Source organism: Azospirillum endophyticum, from assembly GCF_016595245.1.
Lineage (GTDB): Bacteria > Pseudomonadota > Alphaproteobacteria > Azospirillales > Azospirillaceae > Azospirillum > Azospirillum endophyticum.
Window position 1 is genome coordinate 216,460 of record NZ_JAENHM010000025.1, and the last position, 24,486, is coordinate 240,945.

The 24,486-nt window shown below is 66.8% G+C and carries 24 protein-coding genes; 14 read left to right on the top strand and 10 right to left on the bottom strand.

Annotated elements, in window-relative coordinates:
- Nucleotides 1-70: 70 nt before the first annotated feature.
- The 5 genes from JHL17_RS08095 to JHL17_RS08115 all read right to left on the bottom strand — a co-directional run bounded on the left by JHL17_RS08095 (nt 71) and on the right by JHL17_RS08115 (nt 6,542).
- Complete coding sequence (locus JHL17_RS08095; RefSeq protein ID WP_200191856.1) at nt 71-1,225, bottom strand: acyltransferase family protein; 1,155 nt, start codon at nt 1,223-1,225, stop codon at nt 71-73.
- 233 nt (nt 1,226-1,458) lie between these two features.
- Nucleotides 1,459-2,949, bottom strand: a complete 1,491-nt coding sequence (locus JHL17_RS08100) for a sodium:proton antiporter (protein WP_200191858.1) — start codon at nt 2,947-2,949, stop codon at nt 1,459-1,461.
- 127 nt (nt 2,950-3,076) lie between these two features.
- Nucleotides 3,077-3,454 (bottom strand): DUF1850 domain-containing protein, encoded by a 378-nt coding sequence (locus JHL17_RS08105; RefSeq protein ID WP_200191860.1) that lies wholly within the window; start codon nt 3,452-3,454, stop codon nt 3,077-3,079.
- 12 nt (nt 3,455-3,466) lie between these two features.
- The gene (locus JHL17_RS08110; RefSeq protein ID WP_200191862.1) at nt 3,467-5,557 is read right to left on the bottom strand and encodes a TRAP transporter fused permease subunit; all 2,091 of its coding nucleotides are present in this window, start codon (nt 5,555-5,557) and stop codon (nt 3,467-3,469) included.
- Nucleotides 5,558-5,582: 25 nt separating this feature from the next.
- On the bottom strand, nt 5,583-6,542 hold the full coding sequence (locus tag JHL17_RS08115) for a TAXI family TRAP transporter solute-binding subunit (RefSeq protein WP_200191864.1): 960 nt from the start codon (nt 6,540-6,542) through the stop codon (nt 5,583-5,585).
- A gap of 361 nt (nt 6,543-6,903) precedes the next feature.
- Here JHL17_RS08115 and JHL17_RS08120 point away from each other — a divergent pair, with 361 nt between their 5' ends.
- The 10 genes from JHL17_RS08120 to JHL17_RS08165 all read left to right on the top strand — a co-directional run bounded on the left by JHL17_RS08120 (nt 6,904) and on the right by JHL17_RS08165 (nt 16,298).
- Nucleotides 6,904-7,404, top strand: a complete 501-nt coding sequence (locus JHL17_RS08120; RefSeq protein ID WP_200191865.1) for a (2Fe-2S)-binding protein — start codon at nt 6,904-6,906, stop codon at nt 7,402-7,404.
- 67 nt (nt 7,405-7,471) lie between these two features.
- Entirely contained in the window at nt 7,472-9,862 is a 2,391-nt protein-coding gene (locus JHL17_RS08125; protein ID WP_200191867.1) for a xanthine dehydrogenase family protein molybdopterin-binding subunit, read from the top strand.
- Nucleotides 9,863-9,890: 28 nt separating this feature from the next.
- Nucleotides 9,891-10,682, top strand: a complete 792-nt coding sequence (locus tag JHL17_RS08130; RefSeq protein WP_200191869.1) for an FAD binding domain-containing protein — start codon at nt 9,891-9,893, stop codon at nt 10,680-10,682.
- 85 nt (nt 10,683-10,767) lie between these two features.
- Nucleotides 10,768-11,001 carry a DUF4160 domain-containing protein gene (locus JHL17_RS08135; protein WP_247893386.1) on the top strand — a complete coding sequence of 78 codons (234 nt, stop codon included), beginning with the start codon at nt 10,768-10,770 and terminating at the stop codon, nt 10,999-11,001.
- Nucleotides 11,002-11,005: 4 nt separating this feature from the next.
- A complete protein-coding gene (locus JHL17_RS08140) occupies nt 11,006-11,284 on the top strand; it encodes a DUF2442 domain-containing protein (RefSeq protein WP_200191872.1) in 279 nt (92 codons plus the stop codon).
- 34 nt (nt 11,285-11,318) lie between these two features.
- On the top strand, nt 11,319-12,242 hold the full coding sequence (locus JHL17_RS08145; protein WP_200191874.1) for an AAA family ATPase: 924 nt from the start codon (nt 11,319-11,321) through the stop codon (nt 12,240-12,242).
- A 7-nt stretch (nt 12,243-12,249) separates the two neighbouring features.
- A complete protein-coding gene (locus JHL17_RS08150; RefSeq protein WP_200191876.1) occupies nt 12,250-13,467 on the top strand; it encodes a vWA domain-containing protein in 1,218 nt (405 codons plus the stop codon).
- Nucleotides 13,464-13,793: an XdhC family protein gene (locus JHL17_RS08155; protein ID WP_200191878.1), complete on the top strand. Its 330-nt coding sequence runs from the start codon at nt 13,464-13,466 to the stop codon at nt 13,791-13,793. Before JHL17_RS08150 ends, JHL17_RS08155 begins: the two co-directional genes overlap by 4 nt.
- Nucleotides 13,790-14,506, top strand: coding sequence for an XdhC family protein (locus JHL17_RS08160; protein ID WP_200191880.1), 717 nt, complete (start codon nt 13,790-13,792; stop codon nt 14,504-14,506). Before JHL17_RS08155 ends, JHL17_RS08160 begins: the two co-directional genes overlap by 4 nt.
- Nucleotides 14,507-14,630: 124 nt before the next feature.
- On the top strand, nt 14,631-16,298 hold the full coding sequence (locus tag JHL17_RS08165; protein WP_200191882.1) for an NTP transferase domain-containing protein: 1,668 nt from the start codon (nt 14,631-14,633) through the stop codon (nt 16,296-16,298).
- Here the strand turns inward: JHL17_RS08165 and JHL17_RS08170 are convergent.
- Nucleotides 16,255-16,953 carry a type 1 glutamine amidotransferase gene (locus JHL17_RS08170; protein ID WP_200191884.1) on the bottom strand — a complete coding sequence of 233 codons (699 nt, stop codon included), beginning with the start codon at nt 16,951-16,953 and terminating at the stop codon, nt 16,255-16,257. The two genes, JHL17_RS08165 and JHL17_RS08170, sit on opposite strands and share 44 nt — an antisense overlap.
- A 182-nt stretch (nt 16,954-17,135) precedes the next feature.
- Here JHL17_RS08170 and JHL17_RS08175 point away from each other — a divergent pair, with 182 nt between their 5' ends.
- The 4 genes from JHL17_RS08175 to JHL17_RS08190 all read left to right on the top strand — a co-directional run bounded on the left by JHL17_RS08175 (nt 17,136) and on the right by JHL17_RS08190 (nt 21,609).
- Entirely contained in the window at nt 17,136-18,650 is a 1,515-nt protein-coding gene (locus tag JHL17_RS08175; RefSeq protein ID WP_200191886.1) for a bifunctional metallophosphatase/5'-nucleotidase, read from the top strand.
- Nucleotides 18,651-18,759: 109 nt separating this feature from the next.
- Nucleotides 18,760-19,803, top strand: a complete 1,044-nt coding sequence (locus tag JHL17_RS08180; RefSeq protein WP_200191888.1) for a hypothetical protein — start codon at nt 18,760-18,762, stop codon at nt 19,801-19,803.
- A 5-nt stretch (nt 19,804-19,808) separates the two neighbouring features.
- On the top strand, nt 19,809-20,807 hold the full coding sequence (locus tag JHL17_RS08185; RefSeq protein ID WP_200191890.1) for a hypothetical protein: 999 nt from the start codon (nt 19,809-19,811) through the stop codon (nt 20,805-20,807).
- 79 nt (nt 20,808-20,886) lie between these two features.
- On the top strand, nt 20,887-21,609 hold the full coding sequence (locus tag JHL17_RS08190; protein ID WP_200191892.1) for a fused DSP-PTPase phosphatase/NAD kinase-like protein: 723 nt from the start codon (nt 20,887-20,889) through the stop codon (nt 21,607-21,609).
- Between the two features lie 15 nt (nt 21,610-21,624).
- Here JHL17_RS08190 and JHL17_RS08195 read toward each other — a convergent pair whose 3' ends face one another.
- The 4 genes from JHL17_RS08195 to JHL17_RS08210 form a co-directional block, all read right to left on the bottom strand.
- Nucleotides 21,625-22,281, bottom strand: a complete 657-nt coding sequence (locus JHL17_RS08195) for a YitT family protein (protein ID WP_211113345.1) — start codon at nt 22,279-22,281, stop codon at nt 21,625-21,627.
- Between the two features lie 148 nt (nt 22,282-22,429).
- The gene (locus JHL17_RS08200; RefSeq protein ID WP_200191896.1) at nt 22,430-22,777 is read right to left on the bottom strand and encodes an HVO_A0114 family putative DNA-binding protein; all 348 of its coding nucleotides are present in this window, start codon (nt 22,775-22,777) and stop codon (nt 22,430-22,432) included.
- The gene (locus JHL17_RS08205) at nt 22,758-23,102 is read right to left on the bottom strand and encodes a toxin-antitoxin system TumE family protein (protein ID WP_247893388.1); all 345 of its coding nucleotides are present in this window, start codon (nt 23,100-23,102) and stop codon (nt 22,758-22,760) included. The genes JHL17_RS08200 and JHL17_RS08205 overlap by 20 nt, the downstream gene beginning before the upstream one ends.
- 25 nt (nt 23,103-23,127) lie before the next feature.
- A complete protein-coding gene (locus tag JHL17_RS08210; protein ID WP_200191898.1) occupies nt 23,128-24,105 on the bottom strand; it encodes a pyridoxal-phosphate dependent enzyme in 978 nt (325 codons plus the stop codon).
- Between the last annotated feature and the right edge of the window lie 381 nt (nt 24,106-24,486).

Sequence of the window (24,486 nt, forward strand, 5' to 3'; positions counted from 1 at the left end):
ATCCTCTTTCGTACTGTACCTTTACGCCCGGCGGCACCGTTCGCCGGGCGTATTTTTTATCAGAACACCGTCAGCCGGCCCGGCGGCCAGCCGTGACCAGCATCGGCCGGCCGAAGGCCGGGCCATCCCGCAACAGGCGCCGTCCGCCGATCTCGATCCGGCGATAGGCCGGGCCGGCCAGCAGCAGGCAGGTCGTCACCATCGCCACCAGCAGCGCCATCGACCAGCTGCCCGGCAGCTCCTTGCGATCGTAGATGCCGAATCCCAACCCGAGAAGACGGGTGGTCGCATATTCGACGAAGCCATGGATCAGGTAGAGCGAATAGGACACGTCGCCGAGCCAGACCAGCGGCCGGACATTCAGCATCCCTGCCGCCCGCCCGCGGTTGGCGACCGCCGCCAGGATCAGCAGGGCGAACAGCGGCACCGCCAGCAGATCGGGGCCACCGGTATGCAAGAGCATGACGATCGCCAGCACGATCCCGGCGATCGTCAGGTCGCTGGACATCACCGATGCGGCAAGCCCGCTGCGGAAAGCGCTGTAAAGCAGGGTGCCCAGCAGGAACTCCGGCAGGCAGCGCAGAAGGGCCTGCGGCCCGTCCCACTGATTCAGGTTGTCCTGCGTCACCCAGGCCAGCGCACCGAGCGTCGCCAGGGCAGCGCCCGCCAGCAGGACCTGCGTCCGCCCGCCTGCACGCCAGACCCAGGGCAGCGCGAAGGGGAAGACCAGATAGGCCATGAATTCCAGGCTGATCGACCATGCCGGATAATTCCAGCTCAACATGCTGGCATAGAGGCCCTGGAGCATGAACAGGTTGGCGACCAGCGCACCGACCGATTCCGCCCCCTTCAGCGGGATCGCCGGGAAGCTGCCGGTGGCGGCATACTCCACCGCGCGGGTGCCCAGCGCCGTCGCCACGAACAGCAGCAGGACCGCCAGATGCAGCGGGTAGAGCCGGGCGATGCGCGCCCGGAGGAAACTCCAGTATTTGTCGCCGACCGACCGGCTGAAGGTGCCGTGATAGACATGGGTCAGCACGAATCCGCTCAGCATGAAGAACAGGTCGACGGCCAGATAGCCCTTCTGCACCAGATGCGTGTAGCTGTCGGGGTGCAGGTTCGGGAAATACTGGACGCTGTAATGGTACAACACCACCCACAAGGCCGCGATGCCGCGCAGCGGGGTCAGGGAGTGAAGGTGGCCGGGGTTGGTCTGCGTGCTCATGATGCAGGCTCCGGCCGTTCAGACCGATGGGACCTGCCCGCGCGCGGCCATCGGCCGCCCTGCCATGAATCCCGCACCGATGTTCCAACCGAGACCAATGAAAGCCACGTCACCCTCCAGCCGTTACGCCGCGCAAGACCCGTCCGATCGCGGACGGAAAGGCGGCCCCATCGCGGGTTAACGGTGGAGGTGACGATTGGTTTCGTAAGGCGGCTGTTACAGAATAGGGACCGTCACAGGAAGAAGACCAGCGTGGTCAGGCCCAGCAGCGGCACCAGGATGCCGCAGGACCAGGCCATATAGCCGAAGAAGCTGGGCATGGCGACGCCACGTTCTTCCGCGATCGCCTTGACCATGAAGTTGGGAGCATTGCCGATATAGCTGTTGGCGCCCATGAACACCGCCCCGGCGGAGATTGCGGTCAGCGTCAGCGACAGGTCGGTCATCAGCGTGTGCGCATCGCCACCGGCCGTGTTGAAGAAGATCAGGTAGGTCGGCGCGTTGTCGAGGAAGCTGGACAGAATGCCGGCCGCCCAGAAATAGGCGGCCGGGTTCGGCTTTCCGCCCTCGTTCACTGCCGAGATGATGGCGCCCAGCGCGCCGTCGGTGCCGGCCCGCAGGATGGCGATGGCCGGGATGATGGTCAGGAAGATGGCGGCGAACAGCTTCGCCACCTCCAGGATCGGACCCCAGCTGAAGCCGTTCAGGCGGCGGCTCTGCTTGCTGGTCAAGGCCAGCGACAGGCCGGTGATGCCCAGCAGCAGCAGGTTCGAGACGATGGTCTCCAGCGGCACCGTCACATGGTAGAGCGTGACGCCGGTTCCCGGATGCCAGACGCCGCTGAGCAGCACCGCCCCGACGATGGCGATCAGCAGCAGCAGGTTGACGCTGCCCTCGATGCGGATCGGCTCGCGTTCATGAACCCCCTCGATCAGCGGGTGCTTGCCGGGATCGCGGGTGTGCAGGACGAGGTCGAGCACGAAATAGATCACCAGCAGCAGGACCGACAGGAAGGCCATCGGTGCGAACAGGTGGACGGTCGGCCAGAAGAAATCGACCCCTTTCAGGAAGCCCAGGAACAGGGGCGGATCGCCCAGCGGCGTCAGCGACCCGCCGACGTTCGACACCAGGAAGATGAAGAAGACGACCGTATGGACCTTGTGGCGCCGATGTTCGTTCGCACGCAGCAGCGGACGGATCAGCAGCATCGAGGCACCGGTGGTGCCCATCAGGCTGGCCAGAAAGGTGCCCAGCGCCAGCCCGACCGTGTTGGCCATCGGCGTCCCCACCAGCGACCCGGTCAGCCGCACCCCGCCGGCGACCGTGAACAGCGCGGTCAGCAGAACGATGAAGGGGACATACTCCAGCAGCAGCGTATGCAGCAGCTCGTAGGTGGCGAGGCCGACCCCGAAGGTCGCGGCGAAGGGCACCAGGAAGGCCAGCGCCCAGGCGGCCGAGATCTTGCCGAAATGATGGTGCCAGACCATCGGCGCCAGAAGCGGGAACAGCGCGATCGACAGCAGGATGCCCGCGAAAGGCAACACCCACGCAGCGCCCAGCAGCCGGCCATCCAGATGCGGCACGCCGCCATGGGCGACCTCCGCAGCCACCTCGGCCGCTTGAACCCCGTGCGAACCCAGCAGCAGGCCGCCAAAGGCAAGCGCCGCGCCAAGGAGGGTCGGAAGGAGGGTCGGTCGGCGGAGGTGCGTGAGGGAATTGATCATCGGTCCGGATGGTAGGCTGACGAAAGGAACGGGAGTATGCGGACTGGGACAGCGCAAGCCAAGCCGGAAGGGGAGCCGGCCACGCGAACTTTCGTAGGCGGGAACCATGGGGGAAGGCCGGCGAGCCCTACCGGCAGGCCCGCATCACCACCGCCCGGTCCGTCACCCCGGTCCAGTCCGACAGCGGCCGGCAGTCGCCCCCGGCGCACAGCCGGTGCTCGCCGGTGAAGCCGGAGGCCGCCAGCGTGACCTCGTCCTGCGGCGGCAGGCGCGGCGTCCAGACCATCCAGCCGTCGGCGGTCAGCCGGGCATCCGGTTCGGGTTCCATCCCGGCTCCGGTCCCGCGGATGCGCGCTTCGACCGGGCGCAGCCTGCCGGCCTCGACCGCCCAGAGCTCCCGCCATTCCGTCTTCTCGATGGAATGGGTCCAGGACAGGGTGAAGTCCGCCCCCGGCAACGACGCCAGCAGCGCGCCGCCGAGGGCGAACAGGCAGAGACCGCCCATCCCACGCCCACTTCACGCAGGGGCGGCGGACGGAACGCTGCGGCGGCGGTGCTGCCACAACAGGAACAGGCCGGTCATGACGAAGGCGGCCTCATCGGTCAGCGGCAGCGCCAGCACGAACAGGAAGGCGGCCGCTGCGGCATAGAGCCGGGCGAGCAGCGGCAGCGGCGTCCAGAAGAAGCCGATGGTGGCGGCCCCCCACAGGGCGATGGCGACGCAGGCCTTGATGAACACATAGGCGACCGCCAGCCAATTCCCGGTCTGCAGCACCAGGGCCGGGTCGTAGACCGCCATGAAGGGCACGACATAGCCGGCCATCGCCACCCGCGTCGCGATCCAGCCGATCTCCATATGGTCGGCCTTGCAGATCGACGAGGCGGCCAGGGCCGCCAGGGCGACCGGCGGGGTCAGGTCGGCCATGATGCCGAAATAGAAGACGAACATGTGGCTGACCATCAGCGGCACGCCCATGGTCAGCAGGGCCGGCGCCGCGATGGACGCGGTGATGATGTAGTTGGCCGTCGTCGGCAGGCCGGTACCCAGCACGATGCAGGCGATCATGGTCAGCACCAGCGCCGCCAGCAGGTTGCCGCCCGACCAGTCGACGATGGTGGAGGCGAAGCTGGAGGCCAATCCCGTCAGCGTCATCATGCCGATCAGCACGCCGACCAGCGCGCAGGCGACGCCGACGCCGACCGCGTTCTTGGCACCGTCGGCGATGCTGTTCACCACCAGCACCAGCGTCTGCCGGCCGCCCTTGAACAGCAGGCAGGGAATGATCAGCAGGATAACCATGGTGAAGGCCAGATGCTCGGTCCGGAATCCCAGCTTCCACAGGCCGGCGGCGACCAGCCCCACCGCCACCCAGAAGGCGACGCGCAGCGCCATCGACCCGACGGTGCCGACGATGGTGGTGCCAAGGATCAGCGCCGCGGTCGCCGCGATGCCGATCACGCCGGCGAACAGCGGCGTGAAGCCGGAGAACAGCAGGTAGATCAGCGCCGCCAGCGGCAGGATCAGGTACCAGCCCTCGACCACGGCCCCGAGCGCGCTGGGGCACTGGTCCTTGGGCAGGCCGACGAGGTTGCGCATGCCCGCTTCCAGATGGACCATCCAGAAGGCACTGCCGAAATAGAGGATCGCCGGGATCGCCGCGGCGATCGCCACCTCGCTGTAGGGCACGCCGATGGTCTCCGCCATGATGAAGGCGGCAGCCCCCATCACCGGCGGCATCAGCTGCCCGCCCATGCTGGCGGTGGCCTCCACCGCGCCGGCGAAGGCGGGACGGTAGCCAAATCGCATCATCAGCGGGATGGTGAACTGGCCGGTGGTCAGCACGTTGGCGACGCCCGACCCGTTGATGGTGCCCATCAGGCCGGAGGAAATCACCGCCACCTTGGCCGGTCCGCCCTTGGCATGGCCGACGAGGCCGAGCGACACGTCGTTGAACAGCTTGATCATGCCGGCGCGCTCCAGGAAGGCGCCGAACAGGATGAACAGGAAGATGTAGCTGGCCGACACGAAGGTCGGCGTGCCGTAAAGCCCCTCCGTCGACAGATACAGGTTGTCGATCACCTGATCGATGTCATAGCCGCGGTGGGCGAGCCCGAAGGGAAGATGGCGGCCGAACAGGGCATAGGGAATGAAGACGCCGCACATGATCGGCAACGCCAGCCCCATGATTCGCCGCGCCGCCTCGAACACCAGCGCCACCGCGATGGTGCCGACGACCAGATCGGTGGTGCTGGGATCGCCCGCCCGCTGGATCAGATCGACCTCGAACACGTAATGGTAGAGGCCGACGGCAAAGGCGGTCAGGCCCAGCAGCCAGTCGTACCAGGGAACCCGCCTGCGCTCCGCCGTCTGGCGGAAGCCGAACAGGGTGAAGGTCATCAGCAGCAGGAACCCGACATGGACCGCCCGCACCACCATGGTGGAGACCGGGTTGAAGGCGGCGGTCCAGATCTGGAAGGCGGAAAAGGCGACGGCGATGGCGAAGACCGCCCGCCCGTCGAACCCTTCGAATGCGGCCACGGTCGCCGGATTTTCCCGGTCGATGGCCTGGCGGATCTCGGAGTCCGCCTGATTTTTCTGTGCGTTCACCACGGCTTCTCCGCCCGTCGGATTCTTACATCAGCCCCTTTTCCTTGAAGTATTTGATGGCGCCCGGATGCAGGGGCACCGGCGATTGCGTCGCGGTCTGGTCGAGCCTGATCTGCTTGGCGGCGACATGGGCGGCGGCCAGGGCGTCGAGATTCTCGAACAGCGTCTTGGTCATCGCATAGGCGGCATCGTCCGACACGCCGGAATGGCTGACCAGCAGGTTGCGGACCGCGGCGGTCGGCACCGCTTCGGTCTGGCCGGGATAGGTGCCGGCCGGAATCGTCTCGGTGATGTAGGCGGGATCGCCGACCTTCTGCACCAGATCGGCCGGGATGCTGACCACGGTGATTTCCTGGGACGAGGACAGATCCTTGATCGCCGCCACGCCGAGGCCGGCCGAGATCAGCGTCGCGTCCAGCTGGCGGTTCTTGATCAGGTCGACCGATTCGCCGAAGGGCAGATACTCGGTCTTGGCGAAATCCTTGTAGGTCAGGCCGGCGGCGCCGAAGATGGCCCGTGCGTTCAGTTCCGTCCCCGATTTCGGCGCGCCGACCGACACCCGCTTGCCCTTCAGGTCGGCCAGCGTCTTGATTCCCGACTCCTTGGCGGCGACCACCTGGATATAGTTGGGATAGATGGCGGCGATGGTGCGGAGCTTGTCCAGCTTCTGCTTGAAGCCGACCTCCTCGTTGCCCTTCCAGGCGTCGCTCAGCGAATCGCCCAGGGTGAAGCCGATCTCGCCGCGGCCGGCCTGCAGGAGGTTGAGGTTTTCCACCGACGCCTTGGTCGCCTGCGCCGTCACCTTCGCTCCCGGCAGGGCCTTGCCGTACACATTCGACAGCGCCACCCCCAGCGGGTAATAGACGCCGCTGGTGCCGCCGGTCAGAACGGTGATGAAGGTCTCCGCCTTGGCCGGAAGTGCCGCGAGGCCAAGGCCGATGCCGAGACCGGCGGCCGTGCACAGCGCCAGGACGTGACGCTTCATGGATGGGCGATTCATAGCGGCTCTCCCCAGTGTCGTTGCTGCGCCCGGATCGTTGCCGGGCTGCTTTATTCGTTGGCCCGCAGCTTGCGGCCAGCCCCAAGCCACTGTAACGCGGCACAAAATTGCGCACCAGTACGTACAATCCGATATAGCGACGGTTGCCATACCATTCTTTCGGCCAAGGCATGCACAGGCTCCTTGACCTCGACGGGCAGACACCCCCTATCCTTGTGGCTCAAGGCCGCCGGCCGAAGCGGACATCCCCATGGCCCCGGCATACGGTGCGTCACACGAAAGTGATAAGTCCCAACTGCACGCCAAGCGACTGCAAGCCAGACTTCAGCCAGCGGGAGGAAAACCGATGTCCTGTACCGTTTCGATGACCGTCAACGGCAAGACGGTCTCGCGCGAGGTGGAGGAGCGCACGCTGCTCGTCACCTTCCTGCGCGAGCATCTGGGCCTGACGGGCACCCATGTCGGCTGCGACACCAGCCAATGCGGCGCCTGCGTCGTCCATGTCGACGGCCGGTCGGTGAAGTCCTGCACCGCGCTGGCCGTCCAGGCCGACGGTGCGGATGTCACGACGATCGAAGGGCTGGCGGCAGCCGACGGCACGCTGCATCCGATGCAGGCCGCTTTCCGCGAGCATCATGGCCTGCAGTGCGGCTTCTGTACGCCGGGCATGGTGATGAGCGCGGTCGATCTGGTCCGCGAGAACCCGAATCCGACCGAGGCCGAGATCCGCGAGGGGCTGGAAGGCAACATCTGCCGCTGCACCGGCTACCACAACATCGTCAAGGCGGTGAAGGCGGGTGCGGACGCGATGGCGGGAGCGCAGGCAACGCCGGTCGCGGCTGAATAAGGGCGACAAGCCCGGAATAGAGCAGGCTTTTCCGCATCTTCAGCGTTCCTGTGGGAGGAAACACGAGATGGCGAACCCCAATGGCATCGGCGCCTCGGTGCGCCGGCGCGAAGACCAGCGTTTTCTGACCGGCCGCGGCAACTACACCGACGATTTCAAGCGCCTGAACATGACCCATGCGGTGCATGTGCGCTCGCCCTACGCCCATGCCCGCATCCTCGGCATCGACTTCGCCGACGCGGCGGCGATGCCGGGGGTGGTCGCCGTGCTGACCGGCGCCGACATGGAGGCCGACAAGGTCGGCAGCCTGCCCTGCGGCTGGCAGATCCATTCCAAGGACGGCTCGCCGATGAAGGAGCCGCCGCATTATCCGCTGGCGCGCGACCGTGTGCGCTACGTCGGCGACGCGGTGGCGGTGGTCATCGCCGAAACGCGCGAGCAGGCGCGCGACGCCGCCGAGATGGTGGTGGTCGATTACGAGGAACTGCCGGCGGTGGGGTCCTCCACCCGCGCCATCGACGGCGGTGCCCCGCTGGTCCATGACGACGCGCCGGACAACGTCTGCTTCGACTGGCATCTCGGCGACAAGGCGGCGGTGGATGCCGCCTTCGCCAACGCCGCCCATGTCGCCAGGATCGATCTGGTCAACCAGCGACTGGTCCCGAACGCGATGGAACCGCGGGCGGCGATGGGTGAATACGACCAGTCGAGCGGCGAATACACGCTGACCACCACCAGCCAGAACCCGCACGTCACCCGCCTGCTGATGGGCGCTTTCGTGCTGGGCATTCCGGAACACAAGCTGCGGGTGATGGCGCCCGACGTCGGCGGCGGCTTCGGATCGAAGATCTTCCATTACGGCGAGGAGGCCGTCGTCACCTGGGCGGCGCGCAGGGTCGGACGGCCGGTGAAATGGACCGCCGACCGCTCGGAAAGCTTCCTGACCGATGCCCATGGCCGCGACCATGTCAGCCATGCCGAGCTGGCGATGGACGCCGACGGCAATTTCCTGGCGCTGCGTGTCTCGACGCTGGCCAATCTCGGCGCCTATCTGTCGACCTTCGCGCCGTCGATCCCGACCTACCTCTACGCCACCCTGCTGGCCGGCCAGTACAAGACCCCGGCGATCTATGCCGAGGTCAAGGCGGTCTTCACCAACACCTCCCCCGTCGATGCCTATCGCGGCGCCGGCCGGCCGGAAGCCTGCTATCTGATCGAACGGCTGGTGGACGTCGCCGCCGGCGTGGTCGGCATGGACAAGACCGAGATCCGCCGCCGCAACTTCGTGCCGAAAGAGGCGATGCCCTATCAGACGCCGGTGGCCCTGCAATACGACACCGGCGACTTCGCCAAGAACCTGGACATCGCCCTGCCGCTGGTCGACTACCCCGGCTTCCAGCGGCGCCGGGCCGAATCGAAGGCCCGCGGCAAGCTGCGCGGCATCGGCTTCGCCACCTATATCGAGGCCTGCGGCATTGCGCCCAGCAATGTCGCCGGGGCGCTCGGCGCTCGCGCAGGACTTTATGAATGCGCGGAAGTCCGTTTCCATCCAACGGGTTCGGTGACGGTCTTCACCGGTTCCCATAGCCACGGCCAAGGCCATGAAACCACCTTCGCCCAGATCGTGGCGGAGCGCTTCGGCATTCCGATCGAGAATGTCGAGATCGTCCATGGCGACACCAACAAGATTCCCTTCGGCATGGGCACCTACGGCTCGCGCTCGCTCGCGGTCGGCGGCTCGGCCCTGGTGAAGGCGATGGACAAGGTGGAGCGCAAGGCGAGAAAGATCGCCGCCCATATGCTGGAGGCGGCCGAGACCGACATCGAGGTGAAGGACGGCCGCTTCACCGTCGCCGGCACCGACAAGAGCCTGGGCATCGGCGACATCGCCCTGCAGGCCTATGTCCCGCACAATTTCCCGCTGGACGAGCTGGAGCCGGGGCTGGACGAGCAGGCCTTCTACGATCCCAAGAACTTCACCTATCCCAACGGCTGCCACGTCTGCGAGCTGGAGATCGACCCCGACACCGGCGTCACCACGATCGTCAACTTCGCCGCTGTGGACGATTTCGGCAACGTCATCAACCCGTTGATCGTCGAGGGGCAGGTGCATGGCGGCCTCGTCCAGGGTATCGGGCAGGCGCTGTACGAAAACTGCGTCTATGACGAGGAGTCGGGACAGCTCGTCACCGGATCCTACATGGACTATTGCATGCCGCGGGCGGACGATGTCCCATCCTTCACCGTGCGGTACCATGAGGACCAACCCTGCACCCACAACCCGCTGGGCGTGAAGGGCTGCGGCGAGGCCGGGACCATCGGCGCCGCCGCGGCAGTCATGAACGCGGTGGTGGACGCACTGTCGGACTACGGCGTCACCCACATGGACATGCCGGCGACGCCGGAGAAGGTCTGGCGGGTGATCCGCGACGCAACCCCCGCCATGGCGGCGGAATAAGACGGCCGAAGAAGAAGGAGGCTAGAGAATGTACGCGTTCACGTACCAACGGCCGACATCGCTTGCCGACGCGGCGACCGCCATCCAGGCGGACGAGGCCAAGCTGCTGGGCGGCGGCCAGACCCTGCTGCCGACGCTGAAACAGCGCCTCGCCCGACCGACCGACCTGATCGACCTCGGCGCCATTCCGGACCTCAAGGGCATCCGCGAGGCTGATGGCGGGCTGGAGATCGGCGCCTTCACCCGCCATGCCGAAGTCGCCCATTCCGACCTCGTCAAGCGGGTGATCCCGGCGCTGGCGAGCCTCGCCGAGGGCATCGGCGACCGGCAGGTCCGCAACATGGGCACGATGGGCGGCTCCATCGCCAACGCCGATCCGTCGGCCGACTACCCGTCGGCCGTGGTGGCGCTCAAGGCGACAGTAACCACCGACCGCCGGACCATCGCCGGCGACGATTTCTTCACCGGCATGTTCGAGACCGCGCTGGAACCGGGCGAGATCGTCAAGGCGGTGCGCTTCTCCCGGCCCGACAAGGCGGCTTACGCCAAGTTCCGCAACCCGGCCAGCCGCTACGCCATCGTCGGCGTGTTCGTCGCCCGGTTCGGCGCCGAGGTGCGGGTGGCGGTGACCGGCGCCGCCGGTTCCGTCTTCCGCGCCACCGCGTTCGAGACGGCGCTCGCCGCCGATTTCCGGGCGGAAGCGCTGAACGGCCTGTCGGTGAAGGCCGACGGCCTGAACGCCGACATCCACGCCAGCGCCGACTACCGCGCCCATCTCGTCACCGTGATGGCGAAGCGGGCGGTCGAAGCCGCGGGATAAAACGGCCGCTACGCCCTCGCCACGAGTATCCGTATCGTGGCGAGGGCTCTTGACGCCGTGGAATAGAGGCGGTCAGACTTTCTCCATGCCGATCATCGTCCGAATAGGGAACGCCCGCGTTTACATTTATGCCGACGATCACAATCCACCGCATTTCCATATCGTCGGACCGGACTTCAACGCGTTGGTCCGCATCAATGATCTGGCGTTGCTGAAAGGATCGGCACCGCCCGATACGATGCGAAAGGTGCTGGATTGGGCGGCAGAAAACCGGCCGCTGCTGGCATTGCGGTGGATCGAGATCAATGGCGAGGAGTAAATCGATGGATCAGCCCCGCGTCTCCGCAGTCGAAGCCCTTTCCGGTACGCTGTCGGTTGCCGTGACATGGATCGACGGCACTCGGGACGTCGTGGATCTGTCCGATCCGATCCGACGCTTTACCATGCTGCGTCCACTTGCCGATCCGGCCCTGTTTGCCAAAGTGAAGGTGGTGACCTGGGGTTGGGCCATCGGCTGGGGTGAGGCGGAGGAGCCGGACCTCGACTATCCGGCAGACCGGCTTTGGCAGCGGGCACAGGACCAGCGCCGCGCCGCCGCCTGACACGGTGCATTCATTCAATCCATCAAGGCCGTTCATGACCACCCCTCTCCCCGCCTCCGTCGATGAAGCGCTGGCGCTCCTCACCCGCGGCAATTACGTCGCGGACCGCTCGCTGGCGACAGCACTCTTCCTGGCGCTGAAACTGAAGCGCCCGCTGTTCCTGGAAGGCGAGGCCGGCGTCGGCAAGACGGAAATCGCCAAGGTCCTGGCAACGACGCTCGGCCGCAAGCTGCTGCGGCTGCAATGCTATGAGGGGCTGGACGCGTCATCCGCCGTCTATGAGTGGAACTATGCCCGCCAGATGATGGAAATCCGGCTGGCCGAGGCATCGGGCGGGCAGGACCGCGAATCGCTGGCCTCCGACCTGTTCTCCGAACGCTTCCTGGTCAAGCGGCCGCTGCTCCAGGCGCTGGAGCCGGATCTCGCCGGGCCGCCGGTGCTGCTGATCGACGAGCTGGACCGCACCGACGAACCGTTCGAAGCCTATCTGCTGGAGATCCTGTCCGATTACCAGGTCTCGATCCCGGAGTTCGGCACCGTCCATGCGCCGGAACCGCCCGTCGTCATCCTGACCTCCAACCGTACGCGCGAGATCCATGACGCGCTTAAGCGGCGCTGCTTCTACTATTGGGTCGATTATCCCAGTGCCGCACGCGAGCGGGAGATCGTCGCGGTGAAGGCTCCGCAGGCCGATGCCCGGCTGGCGGCCCAGGTGGTCGGCTTCGTTCAAAACCTGCGCGGCATGGACCTCTACAAGGCGCCGGGCGTGGCGGAGACCCTCGATTGGGCACAGGCCCTGGTCGAGTTGAACCAGTTGGAGCTTGAACCCTCCGTCATCAATGACACTCTCGGCACGCTGCTGAAATACCAGGACGACATCGCCCGCATCCAGGGCAGCGAGGCGGCGCGCATCCTGACCCAGGTCAAGACCGAGCTGGCCGCTACCACCGCAAGGTGAGGCTGCCATGAAGGACGACGCGCCGGCCGGCCGCCTCACCCTCAACCTGATGCATTTCGCCCGTGCGTTGCGTGCCGCCGGCCTGCCGGTCGGGCCGGGCAAGGTGCTGCAGGCGGTGGAGGCGGTGGAGGCGGTCGGACTGTCCAACCGCACCGACTTCTACTGGGCGCTGCATGCCGTCTTCGTGAACCGCCATGACCAGAGCGAGCTGTTCGACCAGGCCTTCCACGTCTTCTGGCGCAACCCGGACATCCTGAAGCGGATGATGTCGCTGATGCTGCCGAAGGTTCGGACCGAGGCGCCTCCCGACCAGCCGGAACTGGCGCAGCGTCTTGCCGAAGCCCTGCATGGCGGCGGCACCGAACGGGAGGAGCCGGAGAAGACGGAGATCGAACTCGACGCTTCCTTCACCGTCTCCGCCGCCGAACGCCTGCAGGACAAGGATTTCGAGAAGATGACCGGGGAAGAGATGGCGCAGGCCAAGCGCCTGCTGACCCGCCTCGCCCTGCCGCTGGCCGAGGTCACCACCCGCCGCTATCGCGCCGACCCGACGGGGCCTCGCGTCGATCCGCGCGCCACCCTGCGGCGGATGCTGCGCACCGGCGGCGACCTGTCCGACCTCGCCCGCAAGCGCCGCCGCACCCGGCCGCCGCCGCTGGTGGTGCTGTGCGACATCTCCGGATCGATGACCCGCTATTCGCGGATGCTGCTGCATTTCATGCATGCGGTCACCAACGACCGCGACCGGGTCTACAGCTTCGTCTTCGGCACGCGCCTGACCAACATCACCCGCCACCTGCGCCACAAGGACGTGGATGTGGCCCTGGACGCCGTGTCGGCGGCGGTGGCCGACTGGTCGGGGGGGACCAGGATCGGCACCGCGCTGCACGCCTTCAACCGGACCTGGGCCCGCCGGGTGCTGGGCCAGGGCGCGCTGGTCCTTCTCATTACCGACGGGCTTGACAGGGATGCAGGGGAAGGGCTTGCGGCAGAGGCCGAACGGTTGCACAAAAGCTGTCGGCGGCTCGTCTGGCTGAATCCTTTGCTACGCTGGGAAGGCTTCGCGCCGAAGTCCTCGGGCATCCGGGCGCTGCTGCCGCATGTGGACGATTTTCTTGCGGCCCACAGCCTGAACAGCCTCGCGGATCTGGCCGGCACCTTGTCGGCCGACGGCCCGCGTCGTAGCCCGGGCTTGCGCCGCTGGTTGAAGGAGGCGGCGGGATGAACGACACCCTGATGGCGGACAACATCGTGGAGCAGGCAGCCGCATGGCGTGCCGCCGGCCGCAGGGTTGCCCTGGCGACCGTCGTGTCGACCTGGGGTTCCTCGCCGCGGCCGGTCGGCAGCCAGATGGCCGTCGACGACCGTGGATCGATGGCCGGCTCCGTGTCCGGCGGCTGCATCGAAAGTGCCGTGGCGCATGAGGCGGCCAAGACGATGGAGGACGGCGAACCGCGCGTGCTGTCCTTCGGCATCACCAACGAAATGGCCTGGGAAGTCGGGCTGGCCTGCGGCGGGCAGGTACAGGTCTATGTCGAGGCCGTGGAATGAAACGCGAAATTCTCGACCGGCTGCTTGCGGCGAAGGCTGCCGCGATTCCGGCCGCCCTGGTGACCGACCTGAGCAGCGGCCTGCAGACCCTCGTCTATGAGGACACCGTCCATGGCGGCTTCGGGCTGGAGCCCGACCTGCTGGACGAGGTGCGGCGGCGTATCCGCCAGGACCGCTCCGGCCTGCTGGTCGATCCTCAGGACGAGGACGGCTTCCGCCTGTTCGTGCATGTCCACAACCCGGCGATGCGGCTGCTGATCGTCGGCGCCGTGCACATTGCCCAGGCCTTGGCTCCGCTGGCGGCGCTGACCGGTTACGACGTGACGGTGATCGACCCGCGCGGCAGCTTCGCCACGGAAGCCCGCTTCCCCGGCGTGAAGCTGAACCACCTCTGGCCGGACGAGGCGTTGGCGGAACTGAAGCCCGACGTCCGTACCGCCGTGGTCACCCTGACGCATGATCCGAAGCTCGACGACCCGGCACTGATCGCCGCCCTGCGTTCCGCCGCCTTCTATGTCGGCGCGCTGGGCAGCAAGCGCACCCATGCCCTGCGGCTCGACCGCCTGCGCGACGAGGGGTTGAGCGAAGCCGAGGTCAAGCGCATCCGCGGCCCGGTCGGCCTGTCCATCGGCGCGGTCACCCCGGCGGAGATCGCGATTTCGATCATGGGGCAGATCACCTGCGTGCGGCGGGGGGAAAACCACCCCTGCTGAGAGCGGAAGGTCGGGGTGGGGAGACATCGTCCGCCATCCCACCCATACCTTCCGCCGATTGCCCGGCTCCGGCACGGCCGCCATATCCGTGGGCATCGATCGTCCGTGCCCATCCGGAGCCCCCATGTTCTTCGGTCCGCTTCCCCTCTCCGACGCCGAGGGCGCGATCCTCGCCCATTCGCTGCGCCTGGGCTCCGTCGTCTTCAAGAAGGGCCGCCGTTTGTCGGCCGACGACGTCGAAGCCCTGCGCGACGCCGGCATCACCGAAGTGATCGCGGCCAAGCTGTCCGATGCCGACATCGGCGAGGATGCCGCCGCCTCCCGCGTCGCCGCCGCCACGGCGGGTAGCTCGGTCCAGGTCGCCGCCGCCTTCACCGGCCGGGTCAATCTGTTCGCCGAAACGCACGGGCTGCTGCGCATCGACGCCGCGCGCATCGACGCCATCAACGCGATGGACGAGAGCGTCACCATCGCCACCCTGCCCGACTTCACGCCGGTCGCCCCTGGCCAGATGCTGGCGACCGTCAAGATCATTCCCTTCGCCGCCCCCGCTGCCATGGTGCAGCAGGCCGAGCGGCTGGCGGCCGACGGGACTCCGCCGCTGGCCGTTCTGCCCTATCGCCCACTGTCGGTGGCGCTCATCCAGACACGGCTGCCGGGGGTGAAGGACAGCGTGCTCGATAAGACCGTCACCGTGACGCGGGAGCGGGTGGAAGCTCTCGGCGGCGCGTTGATCCACGAATCGCGCTGCGCCCATGACGAGGCGGCACTCGCCGAGCGGATCGCGGAAGCCCCGGCGGCCGATCTGCTGCTGATCGCCGGTGCGTCGGCCATCACCGACCGGCGCGACGTGCTGCCGGCCGCCATCGAGCGGGCCGGCGGCAGGATCGAGCATTTCGGCATGCCGGTCGACCCCGGCAATTTGCTGCTGCTTGCCCGGCGCGACGGCAAGCCGGTGCTGGGGCTGCCGGGCTGCGCGCGGTCGCCCAAGCTCAACGGCTTCGATTGGGTGTTGCAGCGCATCGCCGCCGGGAGTCCGCCGAGCCGGGCCGATGTGATGCGGATGGGCGTCGGCGGTCTGCTGGCCGAGATTCCAACCCGTCCCCTGCCGCGGGCCGGCGTATCGTCGGAGACTCCGCGCGCTCCGCGCGTCACGGCCCTGGTGCTGGCTGCCGGCCGCTCCAGCCGGATGGGGCCGACCAACAAGCTGCTGGCCGAGATCAACGGTGCGCCGCTGGTCGCCCGCGCGGTCGACGCTGCGCTGGCTTCCCAAGCCGCCAACGTCATCGTGGTCACCGGCCACCAGGGGGAAAGCGTGGCGAGGGCCTTGGCCGACCGTCCCGTCACCTTCGTCCACAACCCGGCCTACGCCGAGGGGCTGAGCAGTTCGTTGCGTACCGGCCTCGCTGCGGTGCCGAGCGAGACGGACGCGGTGATCGTGTGCCTGGGCGACATGCCGAGGGTGGCGTCGGCGGTGATCGACCGGCTGGTCGCCGCCTACAGCCCGCTGGAAGGCCGTGCCATCTGCATCCCGACCATTGATGGCAAGCAGGGCAACCCGGTGCTGTGGGACCGGGCCTTCTTCGCGGAAATGGCGGGGCTGACCGGCGATGCCGGCGCGAAGCGGCTGATCGGCCGGCATGCCGACCGGCTGTGCGAGGTGCCGGTGGACGATGCCGGCATCCTCTACGACGTCGACACCCCCGACCTGCTCGCGCGCTTCACCGAAGCGGACGGCAGGGGAAGGATCAGCGCGCCAGATCCAGCCAGCGCCGGGTCATCGCCCGGGTGAAGCGCTCCGCCACCGGCATGTGGGTGGCGATGGAGTCCTCCAACCCATGCAGCATGTCGGCGTTGCTCTCCCGCGCCTCTTCCCGGATGCGGGAAGCCCAGCCGCGCAGGATGTCGCCCGTCGCCTCCGGATGGAACTGGAAGGCATAGGTGGCGCGGCCGAGGCGGAAGGCCTGACGGTCGCAGGCCTCGCTGTAGGCCAGCGGCACGGCACCGTCGGGAAACTCGAAGGTGTCGTAATGCCACTGGGCGAGATTCAGCTCCGGACCGAAGCCGCCCAGCAGCGGATCGCCCTGCGCGCCCTCGGTCAGGCTGACCCGGTGGATGCCGAGTTCCGGCGTGGTGTGACGGTAGACCTTCGCGCCATAAGCCCGCGCCGCAAGCTGTGCGCCCAGGCAGATGCCCATCACCGGACGGTCGGCGTCGGTGAAGTCGCGGATCGTTTCCATCACCTGACCGAAATGCGGTCCCTTCTCGTCGTTCCAGGCATCCTGCGGGCCGCCGAGGACCACCAGACCGGAATAGCCGTCCTTGTCGGGGATCGCCTCCCCCTCGTTGGCGGCGATGGTGACGAGGGTGGCGCCGTTGTCGGTCAGCGCGTCGCCCACCAAGCCGATGGGAGCGGTGCGGCTGTTCTGAACGACCAGGATGCGCATGGGTCGGCTCGGCTCGCGTCGTTGGCACGGGTGTCATCAAGTTGTGAGACCGTCGCGGGCGGAGTTCAAGCCGCAGCCGCTGCCCACGGCATGCCCCGCTGCGCAAAGCCGCTATGCGCAGCGCCGGAAAGCCAGGCTAACATGCGCGGTGAACCGAGTTTCCCGCCGAAGGATCGTTCCGCATGCCGTCCCCCATCCGTCTCGTCGCCGCTCCGCTGTTCGTCGCCATGCTCGGTGCGGCCCTGCCCGCCTGGGCGCAGAACGGCACGCTGACCTTCCTGCACGTCAACGACGTCTACGAGATCGCTCCGGTGAAGGGACAGGGCGGTTTCGGACCGTTGATGACCCTGCTGAAGCGCGAGCGCGCGGCGGCCCCGGACGCGGTCACCACGGTCGGCGGCGATTTCCTGTCGCCGTCGCTGCTGTCGGGCACGACGCGGGGCGAGCAGATGATCGCGCTGTTCAACGCCATCGGCGTCGATGCGGTGACCTTCGGCAACCATGAATTCGACTTCGGACCCGACCTGCTGAAGCAACGCATGGCCGAATCGAAGTTTCCCTGGATCGGTAGCAATGTGCGCTCGGCCGACGGGTCCGCCTTCGCCGACACGGTGCCGAACTGGACAAGGACCATCGACGGCATCACCGTCGGCTTCCTCGGCCTGATCACTCCCGACACCGCCCGCCTGTCGAGCGCCGGGCCGGGCCTCAGCTTCTCCCCGGTCCTGGAAACGGCGGCGGCGGCGGTCAAGGATCTGCGGGCCAGGGGGGCGGCGGTCGTCGTGGCGCTGACCCACCTGACGATCGAGGAGGACCGGGAGCTGGCGTCCAAGGTCAAGGGCATCGACCTGATCTTGGGCGGCCACGATCATGACCCGATCAGTTTCTACGAGGGATCGACCCTGATCCTGAAGGCCGGACACGACGCGCAGTATCTCGGCATCGTGAAGCTCGCCGTCGCGACCAAGGACGCCGGCAAGGGGCCGGTGACCACCACCATGCCGGCGGAATGGCGCTTCGTCACCACGGCCGGCGTCGCCCCGGATCCGGAGGTCGAGGCGGTGGTGGAAGGCTACACCAAGCGCCTGGACAGCGATCTGGCCGCGGTGATCGGCACCACGGCAACCGAACTGGACAGCCGCAAGGACGTGGTGCGCAGCCGCGAATCCAGCATGGGCAACCTGATCGCCGACGCCCTGCGCGACACGCTGAAGGCCGATGTCGCCATCACCAACGGCGGCGGCATCCGCGCCGACGCGCTGCACCCGGCAGGGTCCAAGCTGACCCGCAGGGACATCTTCGCCGAGCTGCCCTTCGGCAATGTCGGCGTGCTGGTGGAGATGTCGGGACAGGATCTGATCTCCACCCTCGAACACGGTGTCGGCAAGGTGGAGGAGAAGGCCGGCCGCTTCCCCCAGGTTTCCGGCCTGACCATGGCCTATGATCCCAAGGCGCCGTCCGGGCGGCGGGTGACGGCCGTGACGGTCGGCGGCAAGCCGCTCGATCCGCAGGCGACCTACCGCGTCGCCACCAACGACTACATGCTGAAGGGGGGCGACGGCTATGCCGCCTTCCCGCGCGCCAAAGTGATCGTCGATGCGTCTGGAGCGGTGTTGCTGGCAACCATCGTGATGAACTACGTCGAAGCCAAGAAAACGGTCGCGCCCGCGGTGGATGGCCGGATCGTGACAAAATAACGCAGCGGCCGGGACATTATCCGGCTCTCGGGCGACACTCCGTTGCGCGAGGCCGGCATTTGCCTTTAGGGTAACCCGTCCGCCCTATATCCGCGCCGAAGGCCGCCGCATGTCCGACACCCTGACCAAGCGCTCCAACGATTTCGCCCAGACCTTCAACGCCGCCCATGGCGAGGCCGGTCTGGGCCGGGTGTCGATCGCCCATGTCCTTCAGCGCATCCAGTCCGACCCGAACTTCCTCTTCGACGAGGAGTTCCGTCAGGGTGCCGGCCAATGCCCGTTCCATGCCGGGAAGACCGAGGGAGCGGGGGCAGGACCTGCCCCGATCCCGCAGGACGATGCCGACAAGGTGGTGGTCAACAGCCTGCTGGCCCTGCTGTTCAACCGCCTGCGCGATCACATCGCGGAGAAGCTGCCCTTCGACGCCGACGGCCGGCCGATGCTGCCGATCCCGCCACGCTCGCCGCATGGGCTGGACCCGGCCGACCGCGCCGCCATGGCGGCGGCGGCGCCGGATGTCTTCTGTTCCGTCCTGCGCGATGCGACCTGCCACCTGCTGGATGGGCTGATCACCGGCTGGGCCGTCGATCTGGTGCGGGAGGAAGAGCATTTCCGCTCGCTCGGGTCCGGCGAGATCTCGCTCGACGCGGCGGCGACCTTCGTCCTGCGCACGGCGCTGGAGCATTCGCCGCTCTATCAGCGGGCCGGCTACGACATGCTGTCGATCACCAAGACCGGCAGCCACACGGCGATCCACATCTGCTGGGCGATGGTGGAGGCGGCCCCGCTGCTGGTGCCGGGACAGGACGCCGCCTTTTACGACGACCTCGTCCACCGCAGCCTGAAGCAGATCGTGCCGCTGTCGATGGCCAGCCTGGGGATGCTGGTCCATTACATGGAGGAAAGCGGGATCGAGCCGGCCGACGGGCTGGCCGTGCACCGGCTGCCCAAGGACCAGACCGCCTTCGTGCTGGACGGCAACGGCCTGATCCGGCTGAACGCCGACCCCATCGTCACCTTCGCCAAGCCGGGCGAGCGCTACTACACCGGCTGCCCGGCCTTCTACACCACCAACCTGATCAAGCTCTATCTCGACATCGTCGCCGGGCTGGCCCTCGACTACTCCGTCTACGACCGCCTGCAGGAGGGCTGAGAGCGATGGCCCGGACCAACGACTTCGCCCTGACCTATGCCGGGGCGCATGAGGACGCCGGGATGACCCGGATCAACCTCGCCCCCATCCTGCACCGCATCGCCGAGGACCCCGGCTATCTTCTCAGCGAGGAGTTGCTGACGCTCGCCGGCCATTGCCCGGCTCATGCCGATACCCGCAAGGAGGATTTCGAGAAGGTCGCGATCAACACGCTCCTGGGGTTCCTCTACGTCGACCTGCGGGAGCACATCATCGCCCGCATGCCGCTGGACGAGGCCGGGCATCTGGTGCTGTCGACCCCGCCGGACTCGCCGCACCGGCTCGATTTCGCCGATCCGGACGGCATGGCCGCCGCCGATCCCGACCGCATGGTCGGCTTCCTGCGCGATGCCGTCTGCCACCTGCTGGACGCCATCATCAAGGACTGGGCGATCAAGGTGATGATGGAGGAGGAGCGCTGCCGGGCGGAAGGGACGATCACCGACATGGCCGCCGCCGGCTATGTGCTGGGGCGCGAGCTGCAGAAATCGGTCCTGCACGGGCCATCCGGCTACGACATGCTGTCGATCACCAAGACCGGCAGCCACACGGCGCTCCATGTCTGCTGGAATCTGGTGGAGGCGGCGCCACTGCTGCGCCCGGGTCTGGAGGCCGCCGCCTATGACGATCTTGCCCGCCGCAGCCTGAAGCAGGTGCTGCCGCTCGCCATGGGCAGCCTGGGCATGCTGTGCCAGTTCATGGCGGCGGGAAAGATCGAGGCCGACGACCACCAGGCCATCCACCCGCTGCGCATCGACCAGTCGGCCTTCCTCTATGATCCGGACAAGGATCTGATCGTCCTGAACACCGACCTGATCGAACCGACCGCGATGGCGGGCGAGCGCCATTACACCGGCTGCCCGGCCTTCTATGCCAACGGACTCATCAACCTTTACATGGAAGTCGTGCTGACGCTCGCGGCCCAATACGGCATGTATGTACGGCTGCAGGACAGGGTGGCATGACCCTCCGGCGTAATCGAGGTTCTTGACGGAACGCCGACCATGCCTATGTTGGCGTTCCGTCAGAATCGGAAGGTTTGAGTTGGCGAAGAAAAGCACCCTGCGGGCGGTCACCACCACCGCGCTGGCCGATGCGATCAAGCGCAATCGCAGCCGCATGGCGACGCCGTGGCAGCGGGCACTCGGCCATCTGGAAAGCGTGTTCATCGACCATGCCTGCTTCCGGCTGATCTATTCCAACACCTACCGCATCTCGCCCGACATGTACCGGGCGAGCCAGCCCTCGCCCTCGCACATCGCGGCGGCGGCGCGCAACGGGGTGAAGACGATCCTGAACCTGCGCGGTTCGCGCGACTGCGCCTCCTACATCCTGGAGGCGGAGGCCTGCCGTGCACAGGGGTTGGAACTGGTCGATTTTCCGGTCAACTCCCGCGACATGCCGAAGAAGGAAACCCTTCTGAAGGCACGCGAGCTGTTCAGGACTATGACCTATCCGGCACTGATGCACTGCAAGTCGGGCGCCGACCGTGCCGGCTTCATGTCGACGCTGTATCTGTTCGCCCATGAAGGCCAGCCGCTCGACCAGGCGATGAAGCAGCTGTCCTGGAAATACGGCCACTTCAAGCAGGCCAAGACCGGCATCCTCGATTACTTCTTCGAGCTGTATGCCGCCTACAACCAGAAACGTCCGATCGCCTTCTGGGACTGGGTCGAGCGCGTCTATGACCCGGTGGAAGCCAAGGCGAGCTTCCGCTCGCGCGAATGGGCGGATACGGTGGTCGACCGGGTGCTGGGCCGCGAATAAGGCGGCCCGTTCCCTTCAGCGGGCGACGTACCAGTCGGCGCGGTGGTTGAACGAGACGAAGGCGTTCAGCACCGCGGCGCCCAGCATCGACGCCAGCAGCGCCGGCCAATCCAGGACGAAGGCGGCGGCCGAGAATACCGCCACGTCGAACAGAGCCTGCATCCAACCGGCGCGGAAGCCGGTCTTTTCCTGCAGATAATAGGCCAGGATGCCGACACCGCCGCCGCTGGCGCCGTGGCGGAACAGGGCGATCACTCCGATCCCGACGCAGAAGCCGGCCAGCACCGCCGCGACATAGGGGTTGATGGCGCTGAAGCTCATCATCGTCGGCAGCAGGCCGGACAGCAGGGCGATGCCGGTCACCGCGATCAGCGATTTGATCGTGAAGCCGACGCCGATCCGGGCCAGCGCAAGAAAATAGAAGGGCAGGTTGACCAGGAAGAACAGTGTTCCGAAATCGATGCCCGTCGCGTAAGAAATCACAAAGGCCAACCCCGCCGCCTGCCCGGTGACCAGTCCAGCGGCATGAAGGATGGCGATGCCGAAGGACGTCATGACGACGCCGAACAATTGTCCCTGCAAATTATCAAAGAAACTATGCGCTGCGCGTGGACGCTCGTAAGTGACGGATGCCGAGGACGACGAAATAGCCGAGGTAGAATTGTTCGTCATGCCAATCACCCCTTGGTCTTGCCCGTGTGTCTACACGCGACGACCAATATAGGTCATTTTCACTGACCTATCCATACTTCGCTTCGGCAAGGGGGGAGCTATGCGATCTTCGGGGGAGTGACGGAGGCGGCAGTCCTTTGGTGCCGGCTTAAGCCGCCTTCAGCATGAAGTCGACATGCACGGCATCGTATGGAAACTCGAACCTGCCATCGGCGCCCCGCTGGATGATCCCGGCGTCAATCAAGGCATGGACATCGGCATGCACGGCCTTGACGTCACGCTCGACGCGCCGCGCAATCTCGCGCAAGGCCAGTGGTCCTTGACCGGTCATTGTGCGCAACAATTCCCAGCGTTTCGCAGTCAGCACCTTCCAGAGCAGTTCGGGGCTGGCGAAGCCAATGCGCGCACCGTCGTCGGCCCCGCCACTGCTCCAGGCGCTTTGGAAAGCAGCGAGGCCATCGGCAAGGCTGGTCACCTCAAGCGTCAGCGTGTTCATCGAGCCACCTCCGTACATCACCTTCGAAATCAGCAATCAGGCGGTCCACCCCTTCGAAGCGATAAGGATGCTCCTCCATGCCAACGTGACGATGGTCGCCCTTACCGGCTTCATTGTCATATCGGAGGATGCACACACCTCCAACGACCAGAGCCAAGCCATACTTGTAACTGTGCTTGCTGCCACGGACCGGAAACGGCACCTCCCAAAGCAGCATTTCCACAAATGCGATTGGAGTCAGAACAATGCGGCGGTTTACCAGCGCTCGGGCCTTCATGTTGGAGAAAATGCCAACGCTTGATGATGTTGTCAACCATTCCAACATTTGCCGGTGGTATCACTCGACCCGGTTACGCAGCCAAGGTCCGGGCCAGCGTATCGCCGTCGACGTTGCGGCCGGACAGCACCGCGACCGTCCGCCCGGTGCGCCCCAACCGCCCGCCGAGCACGGCGGCCACGCCCGCGGCTCCCGCCCCCTCGGCCACCACGCCGAAAGACCGGTGCAAGGCTCGCATCGCGGACGCGATCTCCCCCTCCTCGACCTCGACCACCCGGTCGACCAGTGTGTCGACGATCACCTGCGGCAGTTTGCCAAGCGCATGGACGTTGATGCCGTCGGCCAGCGTCGGGCCGCCGCGCCGGGCGAGGCGCACGCCGATCACCCGCACCCACGGGCGCTGGGCCTTCACCGCGGCGGCCACACCGGCCAGCAATCCGCCGCCGCCGACCGGCACCACCACCGTGTCCACGTCCGGGCGGTCGGCCAGGATCTCCAGCCCGACCGTGCCCTGCCCGGCGATCACGTCGGGATCGTCATAGGGGTGGAGGAAGGTCAGCCGCCGCTCGACCGCCAGTTCCAGCGCCCTGCCCTTGGCCTCGCCCACCGTGGCGCCATGCAGCACCACCTCGGCCCCCAGTTCGGCCGTCCGTTCCACCTTGCAGCGGGGGGCGGTCTCGGGCATCACGATGGTGGCCTTGACGCCCAGCCGGGCGGCATGCAGCGCCACCCCCTGCGCATGGTTGCCGGCCGACATCGCCACCACTCCGCCGGCACGCTCCGGCGCCGTCAGCCGCAGCAGGCGGTTCAGCGCGCCGCGCTCCTTGAAGGCGCCGGTGGCCTGGAACACCTCCGCCTTCAGCCACAGGTCACGATCCAGCGTGGGGGCATGCAGCAGGGGCGTGCGAACGATCTGGCCGGACAGCCGGCGGGCGGCATCGGTCACCGCCGACAGCGGCAACCATGCCGGCAAACGGTCTTCAAGGTCCGGGGTATGAACGGGCGTGCAGACGGACAGTGTGCGCGCGGCATCGGCATGCGCGGTGAACATCGCGAAGATCCTCGGACGAACGAATTTTTGGGGTAGGACGGGCGTGACCCGGACCGCCTCAGCGGACCGGGTGAGTAATTCGCGCCGAGCCACACATTCGCTCGCGGAAGCGAACACCGCCGTTGAATGCCGCGACTGCCGTCACGGAATTGACCCTGTCATGAACCGGATTGAGGGTTCCGGGAACCACAAGGTGCAGCGACACGCCACACACTCCACACGACCAGTGAACACGAAGACGGCAACTGTCCGACGCTTTAGAGCGCCGGGCCGGTAATTCGCATTCGCATGGTGTCGGTGGTGTTCATAAGATCTGAATACCCGTTGCAGCGGCGGCGGTCAAGCCGTCATCGCTCAAAATGTCGCAGGCCATGGCCGCAT